At 71.5% G+C, this 14,636-nt stretch carries 13 protein-coding genes; 7 read left to right on the top strand and 6 right to left on the bottom strand.

Translation table 11 applies throughout. The features are described 5' to 3' along the window. Positions 1-17 precede the first annotated feature (17 nt). The 4 genes from H9Y04_RS28865 (at position 18) to H9Y04_RS28850 (ending at position 4,312) form a co-directional block, all read left to right on the top strand. Positions 18-1,016, top strand: a complete 999-nt coding sequence (locus H9Y04_RS28865) for an ROK family protein (protein ID WP_187816986.1) — start codon at positions 18-20, stop codon at positions 1,014-1,016. Beyond that, positions 1,016-2,176: an N-acetylglucosamine-6-phosphate deacetylase gene (gene nagA / locus H9Y04_RS28860; RefSeq protein WP_187816985.1), complete on the top strand. Its 1,161-nt coding sequence runs from the start codon at positions 1,016-1,018 to the stop codon at positions 2,174-2,176. The genes H9Y04_RS28865 and nagA overlap by 1 nt, the downstream gene beginning before the upstream one ends. 181 nt (positions 2,177-2,357) lie before the next feature. Beyond that, positions 2,358-3,278 (top strand): 1-phosphofructokinase family hexose kinase, encoded by a 921-nt coding sequence (locus H9Y04_RS28855; RefSeq protein WP_187816984.1) that lies wholly within the window; start codon positions 2,358-2,360, stop codon positions 3,276-3,278. A 182-nt stretch (positions 3,279-3,460) separates the two neighbouring features. Next, positions 3,461-4,312, top strand: a complete 852-nt coding sequence (locus tag H9Y04_RS28850) for a class II fructose-bisphosphate aldolase (protein WP_187816983.1) — start codon at positions 3,461-3,463, stop codon at positions 4,310-4,312. A 34-nt stretch (positions 4,313-4,346) separates the two neighbouring features. On the opposite strand, the gene H9Y04_RS28845 is transcribed toward H9Y04_RS28850, so the two are convergent. Further along, a complete protein-coding gene (locus H9Y04_RS28845; RefSeq protein WP_187816982.1) occupies positions 4,347-5,300 on the bottom strand; it encodes a carbohydrate-binding protein in 954 nt (317 codons plus the stop codon). 172 nt (positions 5,301-5,472) lie between these two features. Continuing rightward, positions 5,473-7,212: a diguanylate cyclase CdgB gene (gene cdgB, locus H9Y04_RS28840; RefSeq protein WP_187816981.1), complete on the bottom strand. Its 1,740-nt coding sequence runs from the start codon at positions 7,210-7,212 to the stop codon at positions 5,473-5,475. Between the two features lie 378 nt (positions 7,213-7,590). On the opposite strand from cdgB, the gene H9Y04_RS28835 reads away from it, so the two are divergent. Continuing rightward, positions 7,591-8,115 (top strand): flavin reductase family protein, encoded by a 525-nt coding sequence (locus tag H9Y04_RS28835; protein WP_187817098.1) that lies wholly within the window; start codon positions 7,591-7,593, stop codon positions 8,113-8,115. 141 nt (positions 8,116-8,256) lie between these two features. Here the strand turns inward: H9Y04_RS28835 and arfB are convergent, their stop codons facing one another. Then, positions 8,257-8,685, bottom strand: a complete 429-nt coding sequence (gene arfB / locus H9Y04_RS28830) for an alternative ribosome rescue aminoacyl-tRNA hydrolase ArfB (RefSeq protein WP_187816980.1) — start codon at positions 8,683-8,685, stop codon at positions 8,257-8,259. A 65-nt stretch (positions 8,686-8,750) separates the two neighbouring features. Next, positions 8,751-9,644 carry an SIS domain-containing protein gene (locus tag H9Y04_RS28825; protein WP_187816979.1) on the bottom strand — a complete coding sequence of 298 codons (894 nt, stop codon included), beginning with the start codon at positions 9,642-9,644 and terminating at the stop codon, positions 8,751-8,753. A gap of 366 nt (positions 9,645-10,010) precedes the next feature. On the opposite strand from H9Y04_RS28825, the gene H9Y04_RS28820 reads away from it, so the two are divergent. Beyond that, positions 10,011-11,276 carry an extracellular solute-binding protein gene (locus H9Y04_RS28820; protein WP_438818158.1) on the top strand — a complete coding sequence of 422 codons (1,266 nt, stop codon included), beginning with the start codon at positions 10,011-10,013 and terminating at the stop codon, positions 11,274-11,276. 202 nt (positions 11,277-11,478) lie between these two features. On the opposite strand, the gene H9Y04_RS28815 is transcribed toward H9Y04_RS28820, so the two are convergent. Continuing rightward, positions 11,479-11,724: a DUF3263 domain-containing protein gene (locus H9Y04_RS28815; protein ID WP_187816978.1), complete on the bottom strand. Its 246-nt coding sequence runs from the start codon at positions 11,722-11,724 to the stop codon at positions 11,479-11,481. Positions 11,725-12,120: 396 nt separating this feature from the next. Here H9Y04_RS28815 and otsB point away from each other — a divergent pair, with 396 nt between their 5' ends. Continuing rightward, positions 12,121-12,981, top strand: a complete 861-nt coding sequence (gene otsB, locus H9Y04_RS28810; RefSeq protein ID WP_187816977.1) for a trehalose-phosphatase — start codon at positions 12,121-12,123, stop codon at positions 12,979-12,981. 137 nt (positions 12,982-13,118) lie between these two features. On the opposite strand, the gene H9Y04_RS28805 is transcribed toward otsB, so the two are convergent. Continuing rightward, positions 13,119-14,579 carry an alpha,alpha-trehalose-phosphate synthase (UDP-forming) gene (locus H9Y04_RS28805; RefSeq protein ID WP_187816976.1) on the bottom strand — a complete coding sequence of 487 codons (1,461 nt, stop codon included), beginning with the start codon at positions 14,577-14,579 and terminating at the stop codon, positions 13,119-13,121. Between the last annotated feature and the right edge of the window lie 57 nt (positions 14,580-14,636).

The following is a 14,636-nucleotide window of genomic DNA, read 5'->3' as shown; positions in this document are numbered from 1 at the left end:
CGCGCCACACTGTCCCCGTGAGACATGTCATCGCCCTCGACGTGGGCGGCACCGGAATGAAGGCCGCCCTGGTCGGGGCGGACGGCGCACTGCTGCACGAGGCCCGCCGCCGCACCGGGCGCGAACGCGGCGCCGACGCGGTGATCGAGTCCATCCTCGACTTCGCGGCCGAGCTGTGCGCGTACGGGGAAGAGAAATACGGGCAGCGGGCCGAGGCCGCGGGTGTGGCGATCCCCGGGATCGTCGACACCGAGCGCGGTATCGCGCTCTTCGCCGCCAACCTGGGCTGGGAGAACGTACCGCTCAGGGATCTGCTGCACGAGCGGCTCGGCATCCCCGTGGCGCTCGGCCACGACGTGCGCACCGGAGGGCTCGCGGAGGGGCGGATCGGGGCCGGCAAGGGCGCCGACCGGTTCCTCTTCCTGCCGCTCGGCACCGGGATCGCCGGCGCGATCGGCATCAACGGCGTGATCGAGCCGGGCGCGCACGGCAGCGCGGGCGAGATCGGGCACATCGTCGTACGCCCCGGCGGCATCTCCTGCGGCTGCCGGCAGAGCGGCTGCCTCGAGCGCTACGCCAGCGCCTCCGCCGTGACGCAGGCCTGGGCCGAGGCCAGCGGCGACCCGGAAGCGGACGCCGCCGACTGCGCCAAGGCCGTCGAATCGGGTGATCCGCGCGCGGCCGAGGTGTGGCAGCACGCGATCGACGCACTCGCCGACGGTCTGGTCACTGCCGTCACCCTCCTCGACCCCCGCACGCTGATCATCGGTGGCGGTCTCGCCGAAGCCGGGGAAACCTTGTTCACACCGCTGCGGGCGGCCGTCGAGAAGCGGATCACGTTCCAGTCGCTGCCGGCGATCGTCCCCGCGGCCCTCGGGGACACCGCGGGCCGCCTGGGCGCGGGGCTCCTCGCCTGGGATCTGCTCGAAGCCGGTGACCGCGTACCCGCACAGTCCGCACCTCAGTCCGCACCCGAGTCCGCACCCCACGACTCCACCCCGGAGGTAACCACCTGATGGCCGTACGCAAGGTACTCACCGGCGCCCGGGTGGTGCTGCCCACCGGAACCGTCACCGACGGCCGGGTCATCGTCGACGACGCGGGCCGGATCGCGGGCGCCGCGGAGCCGGACGCCCCGGCCGTCGACCTGTCCGGCCACTGGGTCGTGCCCGGTTTCGTGGACATCCACAACCACGGCGGCGGTGGAGCCTCCTTCACGTCCGGCACGGTGGACGAGGTGCTCAAGGGCGTGCGGACGCACCGCGAGCACGGCACGACCACGCTCGTGGCCTCGACCGTCACCGGTGACATGGACTTCCTCGCGCAGCGCGCCGGCATGCTCTCCGAGCTGGCCGAGCAGGGCGAGATCGCAGGCATCCACTTCGAGGGCCCGTTCATCTCGCCCTGCCGCAAGGGCGCCCACGACGAGTCCCTCCTGCGCGACCCCGACCCGGCGGCCGTGCGCAAGCTGATGGACGCCGCCCGAGGCCAGGCCCGGATGTTCACGCTGGCCACGGAGATGCCCGGCGGCATCGACTCCGTACGGCTGCTCGCCGAGCACGGCGTGATCGCGGCGGTCGGCCACACCGACGCCACGTACGAGCAGACCGTCGAGGCCATCGAGGCGGGCGCCACCGTGGCCACCCACCTCTACAACGCGATGCCCGCGATCGGCCACCGCCTGCCCGGCCCGATCGTCGCGCTCCTGGAGGACGAGCGCGTCACGGTCGAGCTCATCAACGACGGCACCCACCTGCACCCCGCCGCCCTGGAGCTCGCCTTCCACCGGGCGGGCGCCTCCCGCGTCGCCTTCATCACGGACGCGATGGACGCGGCGGGCTTCGGCGACGGCGAGTACATGCTCGGCCCGCTCGCCGTCGAGGTGAAGGACTCGGTCGCGCGCCTGGTCACCGAGGACGGCTCCGAGGGCTCGATCGCCGGCTCCACGCTGACCCTCGACCGCGCCTTCAAGCGCGCGGTGACCATCGACCGGCTCCCCATCGAGGACGTCGTACGGGCCATCTCGGCCAACCCGGCCAAGCTGATCGGCGCGTACGACGAGGTCGGCTCGCTGGAGCCCGGCAAGTACGCGGACCTCGTGGTGCTCGACGGCGGCTACTCGGTCGTCGGCGTGATGCGCCGGGGCGAATGGGTGGTGGATCCCCAACTGGGGTGATTTGACCCCTCGTTGAATCCCGCTCTCCTAGGAGGCGGTTGGCTCTGACCTCTGGGCTGACCGCCTCCTTTTTGGCATGATCAGGCCCGGGTCCGCCGCTCGTTTCACGCAAGCGAGTGACAGAAGGTGTCGCGAGCGGACCCCGAACACGCACGATCACGCACTCCGGGGGGTGGCACCCGTGATCCTCACGGTCACGCTGAACACGGCCCTGGACCTGACGTACCGCGTCGACCGTCTCGTGCCGCACTCCTCGCACCGGGTCGCCACCGTCACCGAACGCCCCGGCGGCAAGGGCCTCAACGTCGCCCGCGTGCTCGCGGCCCTCGGCCACGACGTCACGGTCACGGGCTTCGTGGGCGGCGCGACGGGCGAGGCGCTGCGCGCGGGGCTCACGGGCGTTTGCGACGCGCTCTTCCCGGTCGCCGGCGCCACCCGCCGTACGGTCGCCGTCGTCGATGCCGCGTCCGGTGACACGACGCAGCTCAACGAGCCGGGACCGCTGATCGCGCCCTCCGAGTGGTCCGCCTTCCTCTCCTCGTACGAGGAGCTCCTGACGTCCGCGTCGGCGGTGGCCCTGTGCGGCTCCTTGCCGCCGGGTGTGCCGGTCGGCTCGTACGCCCATCTCATACGGGGAGCACGCGGCGCGGGCGTCCCCGTCCTGCTCGACACCAGCGGGGAACCGCTGCGCCGCGGGATCGCCGCGCGCCCCGACATCGTCAAGCCGAACGCGGACGAGCTGGCCGAACTCACGGGCTCCTGGGATCCGTTGCCCGCCACGCGGGCCGCCCGCCGCCGCGGCGCCCACGCGGTGGTCGCCTCCCTCGGCCCCTCGGGCCTCCTGGCCGCGACGCCCGAAGGCATGTGGCAGGCCAAGCCTCCCGCGCGCGTTTCGGGGAACCCGACGGGAGCGGGTGACTCGGCCGTGGCGGCCCTGCTGTCGGGTCTCGTCTCGGGTGAGCCATGGCCCCGTCGGTTGGCCTCGGCGGTCGCGCTGTCGGCGGCGACCGTACTCGCCCCGGCGGCGGGGGAGTTCGACGCGACGGCCTACGAGTCGTTCGTGGCCGGGGTGCAGGTGGTGGAGCGCGCTGATGCGGCGTGATTCCCCTCCAGCCCCTGCGGCGATTGAGCAGATCCGAGCGGAGCTCGGATGCGGGGGTCCGGGGCAGGGCCCCGGTTTCGGGAAGGGGCGGGTAGGGGGAATCAGCCCGCCGCAGGCGCCCACCCACTCAGCCGCACCCGACAACGCACCCGCACCCGCACCCGCACACACCAGGGGGACCCATGCCGCTCGCCACCACCGGTGAACTCATCGCCGCCGCACGGCAGAACAACCGAGCCGTCGCCGCCTTCAACGTCATCACACTGGAGCACGCCGAAGCGATAGCCACCGGCGCCGAGCAGGCCGGCGCCGACGCCATCCTGCAGATCTCCGAGAACGCCGTGAAGTTCCACGGCGGGAGCCTCACCGCCATAGCCGCCGCGGCAAAGGCGGTTGCCGGCACCAGCCGCGCCCGGCTCTCCCTGCACCTCGACCACGTCGTCAGCGAGGACCTTCTCAAGCGCGCCCACGCCGAGGGCTTCAGCTCCGTCATGTTCGACGCCTCGAAGATGACGTACGCGGAGAACGTCAAAGCGACGGCGGAAGCGGTGCGTTGGGGCCACGAGCGCGGCATCTGGGTCGAGGCCGAGCTCGGCAAGGTCGGCGGCAAGGAGGGCGAGCCGCCGCTCGACGCGCACGCCCCCGGCGTACGGACGGACCCGGACGAGGCGCGGGCCTACGTGGAGGCCACCGGCGTGGACGCCCTCGCCGTCGCCGTCGGCTCCTCGCACGCGATGACCGAGCGCACGGCCGCGCTCGACCACGAGTTGATCGCCGCACTGCAGCGGGCCGTCCCTGTCCCCCTCGTCCTGCACGGCTCAAGCGGCGTACCGGACGCGGAGATCCGCGAGGCCGTGCGCTCCGGCATGCTGAAGATCAACGTGGGCACGGCCCTCAACACCGCCTTCACCGGCGCCGTCCGCGCCTTCCTGGAGGCCCACCCCTCGGCCGTCGACCCCCGGAAATACCTCGTCCCGGCCCGCGAGGCGATGGCCGGGACGGTGGCACACTTCCTGCGCCAGCTGGAGGGGTGAGCGAGGGGGCAGGGCCTGCCCGTGTGGATCGGCCCTAGCCCTTGGTGCCCTCGACCAGCCACATCTGGTCGATGTTCGCGTTGCACTTGTCGCTCTGCTCGCACGACAGCGTGATGACGTTCGTGCCCTTCTTGAGCTGGACCACCGCATAGGTGGTGAACCAGCCCTTCTCCCAATCGCCGGCCGGGGCACCGTAGTTCTTCATCATCAGCGGCCGTGTCTGCCGGTCGCCGTTGACGGTGAGTGTGCCGGTCGTGTCCTCGCCGGGCACGCCGTACCGCACGCGCAGGCTGTACGAGCCGGCCTTCTCGAAGCTGTCGATCTGCCAGGTCAGCGCCGCACCCACCTGGTTGAACCCGGCCACGTACGCCCCGGCCTTCGAGCCCTTGACGTCGGAGGCCACCGCCGCCGGCGGGGTGAGCTGGAGGACCTTCGCATCGGTCTTCGGCAGCTCGAGCGGCTCGTCGTCCTTCTTGTCGTCGGCGGACGCGGACGGCTTTGAACTCTGGCCGGTCGTGGCCCCGGTGTCACCGCCCGACCCGGCCTGCGGGTCCTTGTCGCCGTCGTCCCCGCCGAGGATCGCTATGCCGATACCGACCACCACGGCCGCGACCACGGCGACCGCGCCGATCATCAGGCCCTTGGAGTTCGGGCCGCGCCCGCGTCCGCCGCCGTGCGAGGAGCCCTGCGACGGGATCGCCCGGGTGGCGTCGGCGGGCTGGTAGGTCTCCGGCGCCGAGTAGTGCGCCTGGCCGTAGCTCTGCTGGGCCTGGGGCTGCCCGTAACCCTGCGGAGCCTGGGCCTGCTGCCCGTACTGCCGCTCGCCGACCGGGCGGACCTGGTGGTACGAGGAGGTGCGGCCGGGGTAGCCGTAGCCACCGCCGCCGGGCGGCGGGGTGGCGCCGGCGGCCTGCCCGTCGGCGTAGAGATAGCCGAACGGGTCCTCTTCCTCGGGCGTGCGCGCGCCGTTGTCGCCGGGCGTGGTCATCCCCAGGTCACTCCTCAGGCAGGTCGATCGAACGGGCCTACGTAACGATGCAGGCCGGGCCTACGCAGCGATGCGTACAGGCAGGAACTCAGCGATACGTATCCGGCCGAGCGTACCCGGTTCGAGTGACCCCCTCGGGGGCTGTTGCCGAGGAAACACAGCTGACCTGGGATTACCCGGCTCGCCTGTGCTGTTTGGCACGTGACCTTTTCTCGATGTACATCCTCTGGTCCGCCGACTGCAGCACTTCGTCCGCAGACATCCCGCAATGTGCCCAGCCGATGCCGAAGCTCGCCCCGACCCGCACCGCGCGGCCGTCCACCCGGATCGGCGGAATGATCGCGTTGCGCAGCCGTACCGCCAGATCCGCGGCATCCGCGCGGCCCAGACCGTCGGCGAGCACCACGAACTCGTCACCGCCGAGCCGCGCCACCGTGTCCCCGTCGCGCACCCCGCTGGTCAGCCGCCGTGCCACCTCGATGAGCACGGCGTCGCCCGTGTGGTGCCCGAACCGGTCGTTGATCGACTTGAACCCGTCGAGATCGCAGAACAGCACCGCGAGCCCCTTGGTCCCGTCGTCGTGGTCGCTCTGCGGAGCGACCACATGGACGTGGTGGTCGTAGACGCCATAGCCACTGCCGGTCAGTGCGGAGTCGGCGGCCGCACGCCCGAAGTCGAAGCCATGGCCGTTGGAGTCGTACGACGGCGAGGCGTGGGAGTCGTAGGGGGAGGCGTTGGCGTCATAGGCCATGCCGCCGTCGTACGCGGCGGGCGGTGCGCCGTAGGCCGCGTCGAGCGACTCGATGGGGCTCTGCGGCACGGACTGCGGCCGCCCGCACAGCCGGGAGCCGAGCCGCGAACGCAGCTCGGCGCTGTTGGGCAGACCCGTCAGGGCGTCGTGCGAGGCGCGGTGCGCGAGATGCAGCTCGCGTCGCTTGCGCTCCTCGATGTCCTCGACGTGCGTGAGCAGAAACCGGGGGCCGTCCGTGGCATCGGCCACGACGGAGTTGCGCAGCGAGACCCACAGGAACGTGCCGTCGCGCCGCCCGAGGCGCAGCTCGGCCCGGCCGCCTTCGGCGGAGGTCCGCAGGAGCGTGCCGATGTCCTCGGGGTGGACCAGGTCGGAGAAGGAGTAGCGGCGCATCGCGGCGGCGGGGCGGCCGAGCAGCCGGCACAGCGCGTCGTTGGTGCGCAGGATCCGGCCGTGCTGGTCACCGCCCATCTCGGCGATGGCCATGCCGCTCGGCGCGTACTCGAAGGCCTGCCGGAAGGACTCCTCGCTGGCCCGCAGCGCCTGCTGCTCGCGTTCGAGTCTGACCAGTGCCCGCTGCATGTTTGCTCGAAGTCGCGCATTACTGATTGCAATCGCGGCCTGGAATGCGTACATCTGGAGCGCTTCCTGGCCCCAGGCGCCCGGCTTGCGGCCGTTGCGCGGCCGGTCCACGGACAGGACGCCGATCAGCTCGCCGCTGGAGGATCCGGTGGCGTACATCGGCGCATAGAGGCGGTCGCTGGGGTGCCACTCGTCCTCGAAGCGGGGCTCGGGGCCGTCCGTGTGCCACTGCGGCACATCGTCCTCGACGAGTACCCAGCCCTCGGTGTGCGGGATGAAGCGCAGCGAGCCCCAGGCCTCGCCCATGGCGAGCCGGCGCTCCCAGGAGGCGCGCGATCCCACGCGTCCGGTGATGAGGGCCTCGGCGGCGGGATTGCCCGCGAAAGCGGCGACCACCAGGTCGCCGTCGGGCCGTACGAGATTCACGCAGCCGAGCTCATATCCGAGCCCGGTCACGACGCCGTCCGCGACGGCCTGCAGGGTGTCGGCAAGGCTGCGCGCGGTGTTCAGCTCGGCGACCACCTGGTGCAGCTGCCGCAGGGTCGCAAGACGGACGTAGGGCTCCGACTCGGTCTCCATGCTCGCTCTCCCCGAGACCTCGACAGCAACTCCAGGATTAGCAGCTTCCTCGGCTTCCCGATGTTCCTCGACAGGCAGGTGATCCCATCATGTCCTCCTGCCTCAGCCACTGAATCACAGCGAGCTGCCCACTCGGTACACAGGGTCAACAAAATATGGACCCTGTGACTCAAGTCACAGCAGGTGATGAAGGGTTGGAGGGGTTCGCGGGGGGTTCCGCATCCGTTTCCTGAACGCAAACCTCGGACCCGGGACCTAGGCCCGGCCTGGTCCCAGCGCCCGATGCGGCGGCGCGGACGGCGGGTCTACGTTCGATCCGTGTCGCACGCATTGAAGACTCCTGCCCCGAACGCCCCTGCCGCAGCGCCCCCGGGGGCCATGCATCCTGTGGGGGTGAGCAACGACGAGTTCCGTGCCGCGATGTCCCGCCTTGCCGCCGGGGTCGTCCTGGTGACGGCCCAGGAGGAGCCGCTCGGTGAGGGCGGCCCGGTCAGCGAGGACGTCGGCATGACGGCCACCGCCTTCCTGTCCGTCTCCCTCGACCCGCCCCTGGTGCTCGTCTCGCTGCGCGAGGGCTCCCGTATGGACGACCTCCTGGCGGATCAGCCGCGCTGGGGCGTCTCGGTCCTGTCCGAGTCGCAGCGCCACATCGCGGGCCGCTTCGCGATGAAGGGCCGCATCAGCGACCGGCTGCTTTTCGAGGACATCCCTTACGTACGAGGGGAGTTGTCCGGTGCGCCCCTGGTGGGCGGCGCGCTGGCGACGCTGGAATGCGAAACGGAATCCCGCACGGAGGCAGGCGACCACACCTTGGTCGTGGGCCGCGTCCTGTCGGCCTCACTGCCGAGCGCGGAGGGCGGCCCGCTGATGTACTTCAGGGGCCGCTATCGACAGTTGGGGTGACTGTCCAGCCCCTGCGGCGCTTGAGCAGATCCGCACGAAGTGCGGATGCGGGGTCCGGGGCGGAGCCCAGGTTGCGGGAAGGGGCGGGGCGGGGAGAAAAGCCCGCCGCAGGCACACCCGACCCGCACCGACGACGAGACCTCAGCCCCAATCCCGCCCGGACCGCCCCCGCTTGGTCTCCGAGCGGGCCTTCTTCTGGCGCAGACGCCGCTCGTTGATCCCCCGCGGAATCCGCGTAGGACGCCGAGGCCGCGGAGGAGGAGCCGTCGCCTCCGCGAGCAGCGCGGCCAGCCGGGTCGCCGCCATCTCCCGGTTGCGCCACTGCGACCGGTGCTCGGAGGCCCGTACGGAGACCACGCCGTCGACCAGCCGCGACGCGAGCCGTTCGAGGGCCCGCTCCTTCCACACCGGCGGCAGCGCGGTGGTGTTCGCCAGATCGAAGCGCACCTCCGCCGCCGAGTCCGAGGTGTTCACATGCTGACCACCGGGCCCCGACGAACGCGAGAAGCGCCAAAGGAGCTCGGCCTCCGGCAGGGAGACCGAACCGCGGATGACATAGGGCCCGGACATGACAGCCATGATGACTGCCGTCCCGGGCCCGCGTCACGCCAATAATCCGGCCGCCTCCGCCGGTGTCAGGCGAGGATCACGCTTCGCGTGAGGTTGCGCGGCCGGTCCGGGTCGTAGCCCTTGGACTCGGCGAGCGCCACCGCGAGGCGCTGCGCACGGATCAAGTCGGCCATGGGGTCGGCCTCCTGGCGCGCGACGAGGTGTCCGCCGACCCGCGCCACATCGCCCGCGAGCCCTTCGGGCAGCGCTCCGAACATCCACGCCACCCGGCCGGGACCGGTGATCGAGATCGGTCCGTGGCGGTACTCCATCGCGGGGTACGCCTCGGTCCACGCGCCGGCCGCCTCGCGCATCTTGAGGCCGGCCTCGAGCGCGAGCCCGTACGTCCAGCCGCGGCCGAGGAACGTCCACTGCTCGGCGGAGAGCACCGCGTCGGGCAGGGGTTCGGTGACGGCGAGTTCGGCGTCGACGGCCGCATCGGCCACGGACTTCACGCCCTCCAGCTCACCGAGGCCCGCACGCAGGAAGGCAAGGGCAGTGGTCGCGAAGCGGGTCTGCACCACCGACTCCTCGTCGGCGAAGTCGAGCACGGCCACCGCGTCGGCCGCGTCCATGACGGGCGTCTTCGGGTCGCCGGTGATCGCCGTGGTGGGGGTCGTTCCCCTTACCTGCGCGAGGAGTTCGAGCACCTCGGTCGTCGTGCCGGAGCGCGTGATCGCCACGATCCGGTCGTACGGGCGGCCCACCGGGAACTCCGAGGACGCGAAGGCGTCCGTCTCGCCCTGACCGGCGGCCTCGCGCAGGGCGGCGTACGCGAGCGCCATGAACCACGACGTGCCGCAGCCCGTGACGGCGACCCGCTCGCCGGGCCTGGGCAGTCCGTCGAAGTCGGCGGCGGCTTCGGCGGCCCGGCGCCAGCAGCTCGGCTGGGTGGCTATTTCTGCGGCGGTACGTGACATAAGGGGCGACTCCTCGACCGGGATGTGCACGGGGTGTTCGGAAGGTGCTCGATCCTGCTCGTTACCGTGCTCTATGAGCGGTTGAGAGCATCGTCCAGCCTGTTGTGCTTAGCAGCCGAGGTGCGGGCGAAGCAATGGATTCCGGTGCGCGGGGCCATGGATTCGCGCATGCGGGGCGACGGATTCCCGTACGCGCGGCCGTGGATTCGCGTGCGCGGGGCGACGGATTCCCGTACGGGCATTGGCCAACGGATGCGACAACGGTGACCCTCCGTTGCCGAAGTGATATCTGAGTGGTGTAGACCTGGTGAAGGACACAGGACGTCACGGGGGACTGACTGGATCACGACGAGGGTGGGAACAGCTGTGCAGCGGCGCACAAACGTACTGATCGCGGCGGGTGCCGCGCTGGGCCTCACGATGACACTGGCGGGCTGCGGCAGCACCGGCTCCGGCGAGGTGACCCTCAAGCTCGTGGCGGCCGATTACGGCGACTCCTCGGCGAACAGCTCCGAGCACTACTGGGCGGACCTGGTCGAGAAGTTCGAGGCCAAGCACCCGGACATCAACGTCGAGGTGACCGTCCTCTCCTGGAACGACGTCGATGCCGAAGTGGCCAAGATGGTCAAGGCGGGCGAAGCGCCGGACATGGCGCAGATCGGTGCGTACTCGGACTTCGCGGCGCAGGACAAGCTCTACCCCGCGGACGAACTGCTCTCCATCCCGACCCAGGGCGACTTCCTGTCCTCGCTCACCTCGGCCGGTGAGGTCGACCGGATCCAGTACGGCATGCCGTTCGCCTCGTCGACGCGCCTGATGTTCTACAACAAGGACCTCTTCGCCGAGGCGGGCATCACCAAGCCCCCGACGACCTGGGAGCAACTGGCCGCCGATGCCGAGCAGTTGAAGGAAAACGGTGTCAAGTACCCGTTCGCCCTGCCGCTCGGCAAGGAGGAGGCGCAGGCCGAAAGCCTGATGTGGCTGCTCGCCGGCGGCGACGGCTACACCGACCAGATCGGCTCGTACAACCTCGACTCCGAGCTGAACGTCAAGACCTTCGACTGGCTGAAGACCGACCTGGTCGACAAGGGCCTGGTGGGCCCGGTCGCGCCCGGCAAGCTCAACCGCCAGGACGCCTTCAACGCCTTCTCCAACGGCGAGGTCGGCATGCTCAACGGGCACCCGACGCTGATCGCCCAGGCGAAGAAGAAGGGCGTGGACTTCGGGATGGTGCCGCTGCCCGGCCGCAGCGGCAAGGCGAAGGCCACGATGGGTGTGGCCGACTGGATGATGGCGTTCAAGCAGAACGGCCACCGCGACCAGATCGGTGCGTTCCTCGACTTCGTCTACAGCAAGGAGAACGTCCTCGACTTCTCCGAGCGCTACAACATCCTGCCGGTGACCAACTCGGCGGTCGACGCGATGAGCGAGGACGCCAAGTTCAAGCAGCTCGAACCGTTCCTCAACGCGCTGCCCACCTCGCAGCTCTACCCCGTCGGCAACACGTCCTGGGCGCAGGTCAGCGCGGACATCAAGGAGCGGATCGGCAAGGCGGTCGCGCCGGGCGGCTCGCCGGCCGCGGTCCTGACCGACATCCAGAACAAGGCACGGGCGGCGGAGGCGGCGGAGTAACTCCGCGCCGCGCGGAGCGGCTTCGGATTGCTTTGCGCCGCGCGGAGCGGGTTCGGAACGCCTTGCGCTGCGCGGAGCGGGTTCGGAACGCCTTGCGCTGCGCGGAGCGGCTTCGGATTGCTTTGCGCTGGCGGAGCGGCTTCGGAGCGCTCCGCGCCCCCGCCGAGCAGGCCTCCTGCTGCGGAGAGCACCGCGCCCAGGGTCACCTGCGGGCGCGGCGCTCTTCGCGTATCCGGCGCAGGCGGTTGATCGTCACCGGGTCGTGGGCCAGGGCCCGCTCGTCGTCGAGCAGGGCATTGAGCAGCTGGTGATACCGCGTGGGCGACATCCCCAACTCCTCCCGCACGGCGCGCTCCTTGGCCCCGGGCGAGGACCAATTCCGCGCGGCAAGCGCCAACACGGCCCGCTCCCGCTCATTGAGCCCGTGCGTCTCAGCCTGATCGGCCATGGACCCCGCCTTCCGTGCGCTGAACAGACCCCGCCCTCCCGGGGGCCGAGCCCTCTCAAGGCTATCGGCGCGCACTGACATCGCCCGGCTGCGGCGGTGGCACCGCTCGGGAGCGAGGTGTGGGGCCCCGCCCCGGCAGGGAGGAGCCCCGCCCCGGCAGGGAGGAGCCCCGTCCCGGCAGGGAGGGGTCCTGCCTCGGTCGGGAGGCGGCCCGCCCGGCCGGTAGGCGTGGGCGCTGCCTTGGCTGGGAGGGGGCCTGCTCGGTCGGGAGGCGGAACACCATCCCGCCCCGAGGGCCCCGCCCCGACCCCGAGGCGCGGGCCGCGACCGGTCGTCGAGCGCAGATGACGTGATACGCCATGGGCCGCCCGGCTGACGCCTGGATAGGGTCGGGTCATGGGCAGCCTTCCGTATCGCACGTTCGATCTGCCGACGCCGTCCACGCCCGAGGGGCGGGACGGGCTTGCCGCGTTGCTCGCGCGGCCCGGGCACGCCGTGATCGCCCTCGACTTCGACGGCACGCTCGCCGAGATCGTCCCCGACCCCGAGCAGGCCCGGGCACACCCCGACGCCGTCCCCGCACTCGCCGCGCTCGCTCCGCGCGTGGCGTCCGTCGCGGTGGTCACCGGACGCCCGGCGGGAGTCGCGGTCCGCTACGGCGGATTCGCGGGCGTGCCCGGTCTGCAGCACCTGGTCGTGCTCGGGCACTACGGCGCCGAGCGCTGGGACGCGGTCTCCGGCACGGTCCACGCGCCCGAGCCGCACCCCGGGGTGGCCGCGGCGCGGGCCGAACTACCCGGATTCCTGGACTCGTTGGGCATCTGGCACGGCACCTGGATCGAGGAGAAGGGCCGTGCGGTCGCGGTCCACACCCGCCGCGCGGAGGACCCCGCGGCGGCCTTCGAGGCCCTGCGCGCCCCGTTGGCCCGGCTCGCCGCGCGCCACGGCCTGATCGTCGAACCGGGGCGTCTCGTCCTTGAGTTGCGTCCGCCCGGCATGGACAAGGGGGTGGCCCTGGCCGCGTACGTGCGGGAGGTCGGTGCGTCGTGCGTGCTGTACGCGGGGGACGACCTGGGGGATCTGCCCGCGTTCGCCGCGGTGGAGAAGCTTCGCTCGGAGGGGTTGCACGGGTTGCTGGTCTGCAGCGGTAGTGGGGAGGTTGCGGAGTTGGCCGAGCGTGCGGATGTCGTGGTGGACGGGCCGGGTGGGGTGGTGGGGCTGCTGCGGGGGCTGGCGGCGGCGGTGGCCCAGGCCTGAGGTCTCGTCGCCGTCTGCGGGCCGGTTGCGCCTGCGGCGGGCTTCTCTCCCCGCCCCGCCCCTTCCCGAAACCGGGGGCTTTGCCCCCGGACCCCCGCATCCGAACTCCGTTCGGATCTGCTCAAGCGCCGCAGGGGCTAGTTGCGCAGCGCCTCCACCTGCTCCAAGAACCAAGCCCCCGGCGGCAGCGCCGTAGCCGCCGCCGCCAAGCGCTTCGTGCGTTCCGCGCGTTCCTCCGCGGGCATCGTGAGCGCGGCGAGCAGTGCCTCCGAAGTGCCCACCACGTCATAGGGGTTGACCACCAGCGCGTCCTCGCCCAGCTCCGCGTACGCGCCCGCCTCCCGCGAGAGCACCAGGACGCAGCCCTCGTCGGAGACGACCGGCACTTCCTTGGCGACCAGGTTCATGCCGTCGCGGATCGGGTTCACCAGGGCCACGTCCGCGAGGCGGTACGCCGCCAGCGAGCGGGCGAAGTCGTCCTTGACGTGCAGGATCACCGGGGTCCAACCCTCGGTCCCGTACTCCTCGTTGATCTCCGCCGCGAGCCGCGAGACCTCCGCCGTGTAGTCGCGGTAGACGGCCAGGTCCTGGCGGGACGGATAGGCGAACGCGACATGCACGACCCGCTCCCGCCACGACGGGTGCTCCGCGAGCAGCAGCCGGTACGCGTGCAGCCCCCGCACGATGTTCTTCGACAGCTCGGTCCGGTCCACGCGCACGATCACCTTGCGCTCGCCGTCGCCGCCGATCTGCTCGCGCAGCCCCGCGAGGCGCTCCGCCACATCCGGCCGCTGCGAGCGCTCGCGCAGGAAGTCCGCGTCGGCGCCGAGCCCGTGCACCCCGAGCAGGGTGCGGTGGAAGCGCCCGTCCGGCGTGCGGAAGCCGACGCTCGGCGTCGCGTCCTTCGGCCAGTACGTCATCACCTCGTACGACCCGAGCACCGCACCGCAGCACCCCTGGAAGGCCTCCAGCCAGCGGGTCGTCAGGAAGCCGAGCCGGTCCGCGCCGAGCATCCCGAGAAGCAGCTCCTCGGCGATGTCGTCCGGCAGCATGCGGAAGTAGTCCACCGGCGCCCACGGCGTGTGCGAGAAGTGGCCGATACGCAGGTCGGGGCGCAGCGCGCGCAGCATCCCGGGCACCAGCGCCAGGTGGTAGTCCTGCACCACGACCGTCGCCCCCTGCGCCGCCTCCTCGGCGAGCGCCGTGGCGAAGGCCCGGTTGTACGTGCGGTACGCCTCCCACTGCCGCCGGAACTCCGGCCCGAACGAGGGCTCCAGCGGGGTCTGGTACAGCAGGTGGTGCACGAACCACAGGACCGAGTTGGCGATCCCGTTGTACGCGTCGGCGTGCACGTCCGCGTCGATGTCGAGCATCCGCACGCCCGGCTCGCCGGCCCCGCGCCGTACGGCCTCGCGGTCGCCGTCGCTCAGCGCCGAGCACACCCACAGGGAGTCCTCGTCGGATCCGATCGCGGAGAGCCCGGAGACGAGACCGCCGCCGCCGCGTCGCGCGTCGAGGGTGCCGTCCTCCCGTACTGCATACGAAACGGGGCCGCGGTTGGACGCGACGAGAACCTGCGCACCGTGCTCGGAGACCATGACGCGAACCTAGCCCGTGGCGTAAACGCTCAAACGTACGGATGGCCGGGTCCCCGT

The organism is Streptomyces polyasparticus, from assembly GCF_014493765.1.
Lineage (GTDB): Bacteria > Actinomycetota > Actinomycetes > Streptomycetales > Streptomycetaceae > Streptomyces > Streptomyces polyasparticus.
Note: the sequence above shows the minus strand (reverse complement) of the source record. Positions and strands in the feature narration are given on the sequence as shown.

What these genes read in the sequence shown, in the direction of transcription:
- nagA (WP_187816985.1), top strand. Translation starts at nt 1,016, where the DNA reads ATGGCCGTACGCAAGGTACTCACCGGCGCCCGGGTGGTGCTGCCCACC.
- H9Y04_RS28850 (WP_187816983.1), top strand. Translation starts at nt 3,461, where the DNA reads ATGCCGCTCGCCACCACCGGTGAACTCATCGCCGCCGCACGGCAGAAC.
- H9Y04_RS28845 (WP_187816982.1), bottom strand. Translation starts at nt 5,300, where the DNA reads ATGACCACGCCCGGCGACAACGGCGCGCGCACGCCCGAGGAAGAGGAC.
- cdgB (WP_187816981.1), bottom strand. Translation starts at nt 7,212, where the DNA reads ATGGAGACCGAGTCGGAGCCCTACGTCCGTCTTGCGACCCTGCGGCAG.
- H9Y04_RS28835 (WP_187817098.1), top strand. Translation starts at nt 7,591, where the DNA reads ATGCATCCTGTGGGGGTGAGCAACGACGAGTTCCGTGCCGCGATGTCC.
- arfB (WP_187816980.1), bottom strand. Translation starts at nt 8,685, where the DNA reads ATGTCCGGGCCCTATGTCATCCGCGGTTCGGTCTCCCTGCCGGAGGCC.
- H9Y04_RS28825 (WP_187816979.1), bottom strand. Translation starts at nt 9,644, where the DNA reads ATGTCACGTACCGCCGCAGAAATAGCCACCCAGCCGAGCTGCTGGCGC.
- H9Y04_RS28815 (WP_187816978.1), bottom strand. Translation starts at nt 11,724, where the DNA reads ATGGCCGATCAGGCTGAGACGCACGGGCTCAATGAGCGGGAGCGGGCC.
- otsB (WP_187816977.1), top strand. Translation starts at nt 12,121, where the DNA reads ATGGGCAGCCTTCCGTATCGCACGTTCGATCTGCCGACGCCGTCCACG.
- H9Y04_RS28805 (WP_187816976.1), bottom strand. Translation starts at nt 14,579, where the DNA reads ATGGTCTCCGAGCACGGTGCGCAGGTTCTCGTCGCGTCCAACCGCGGC.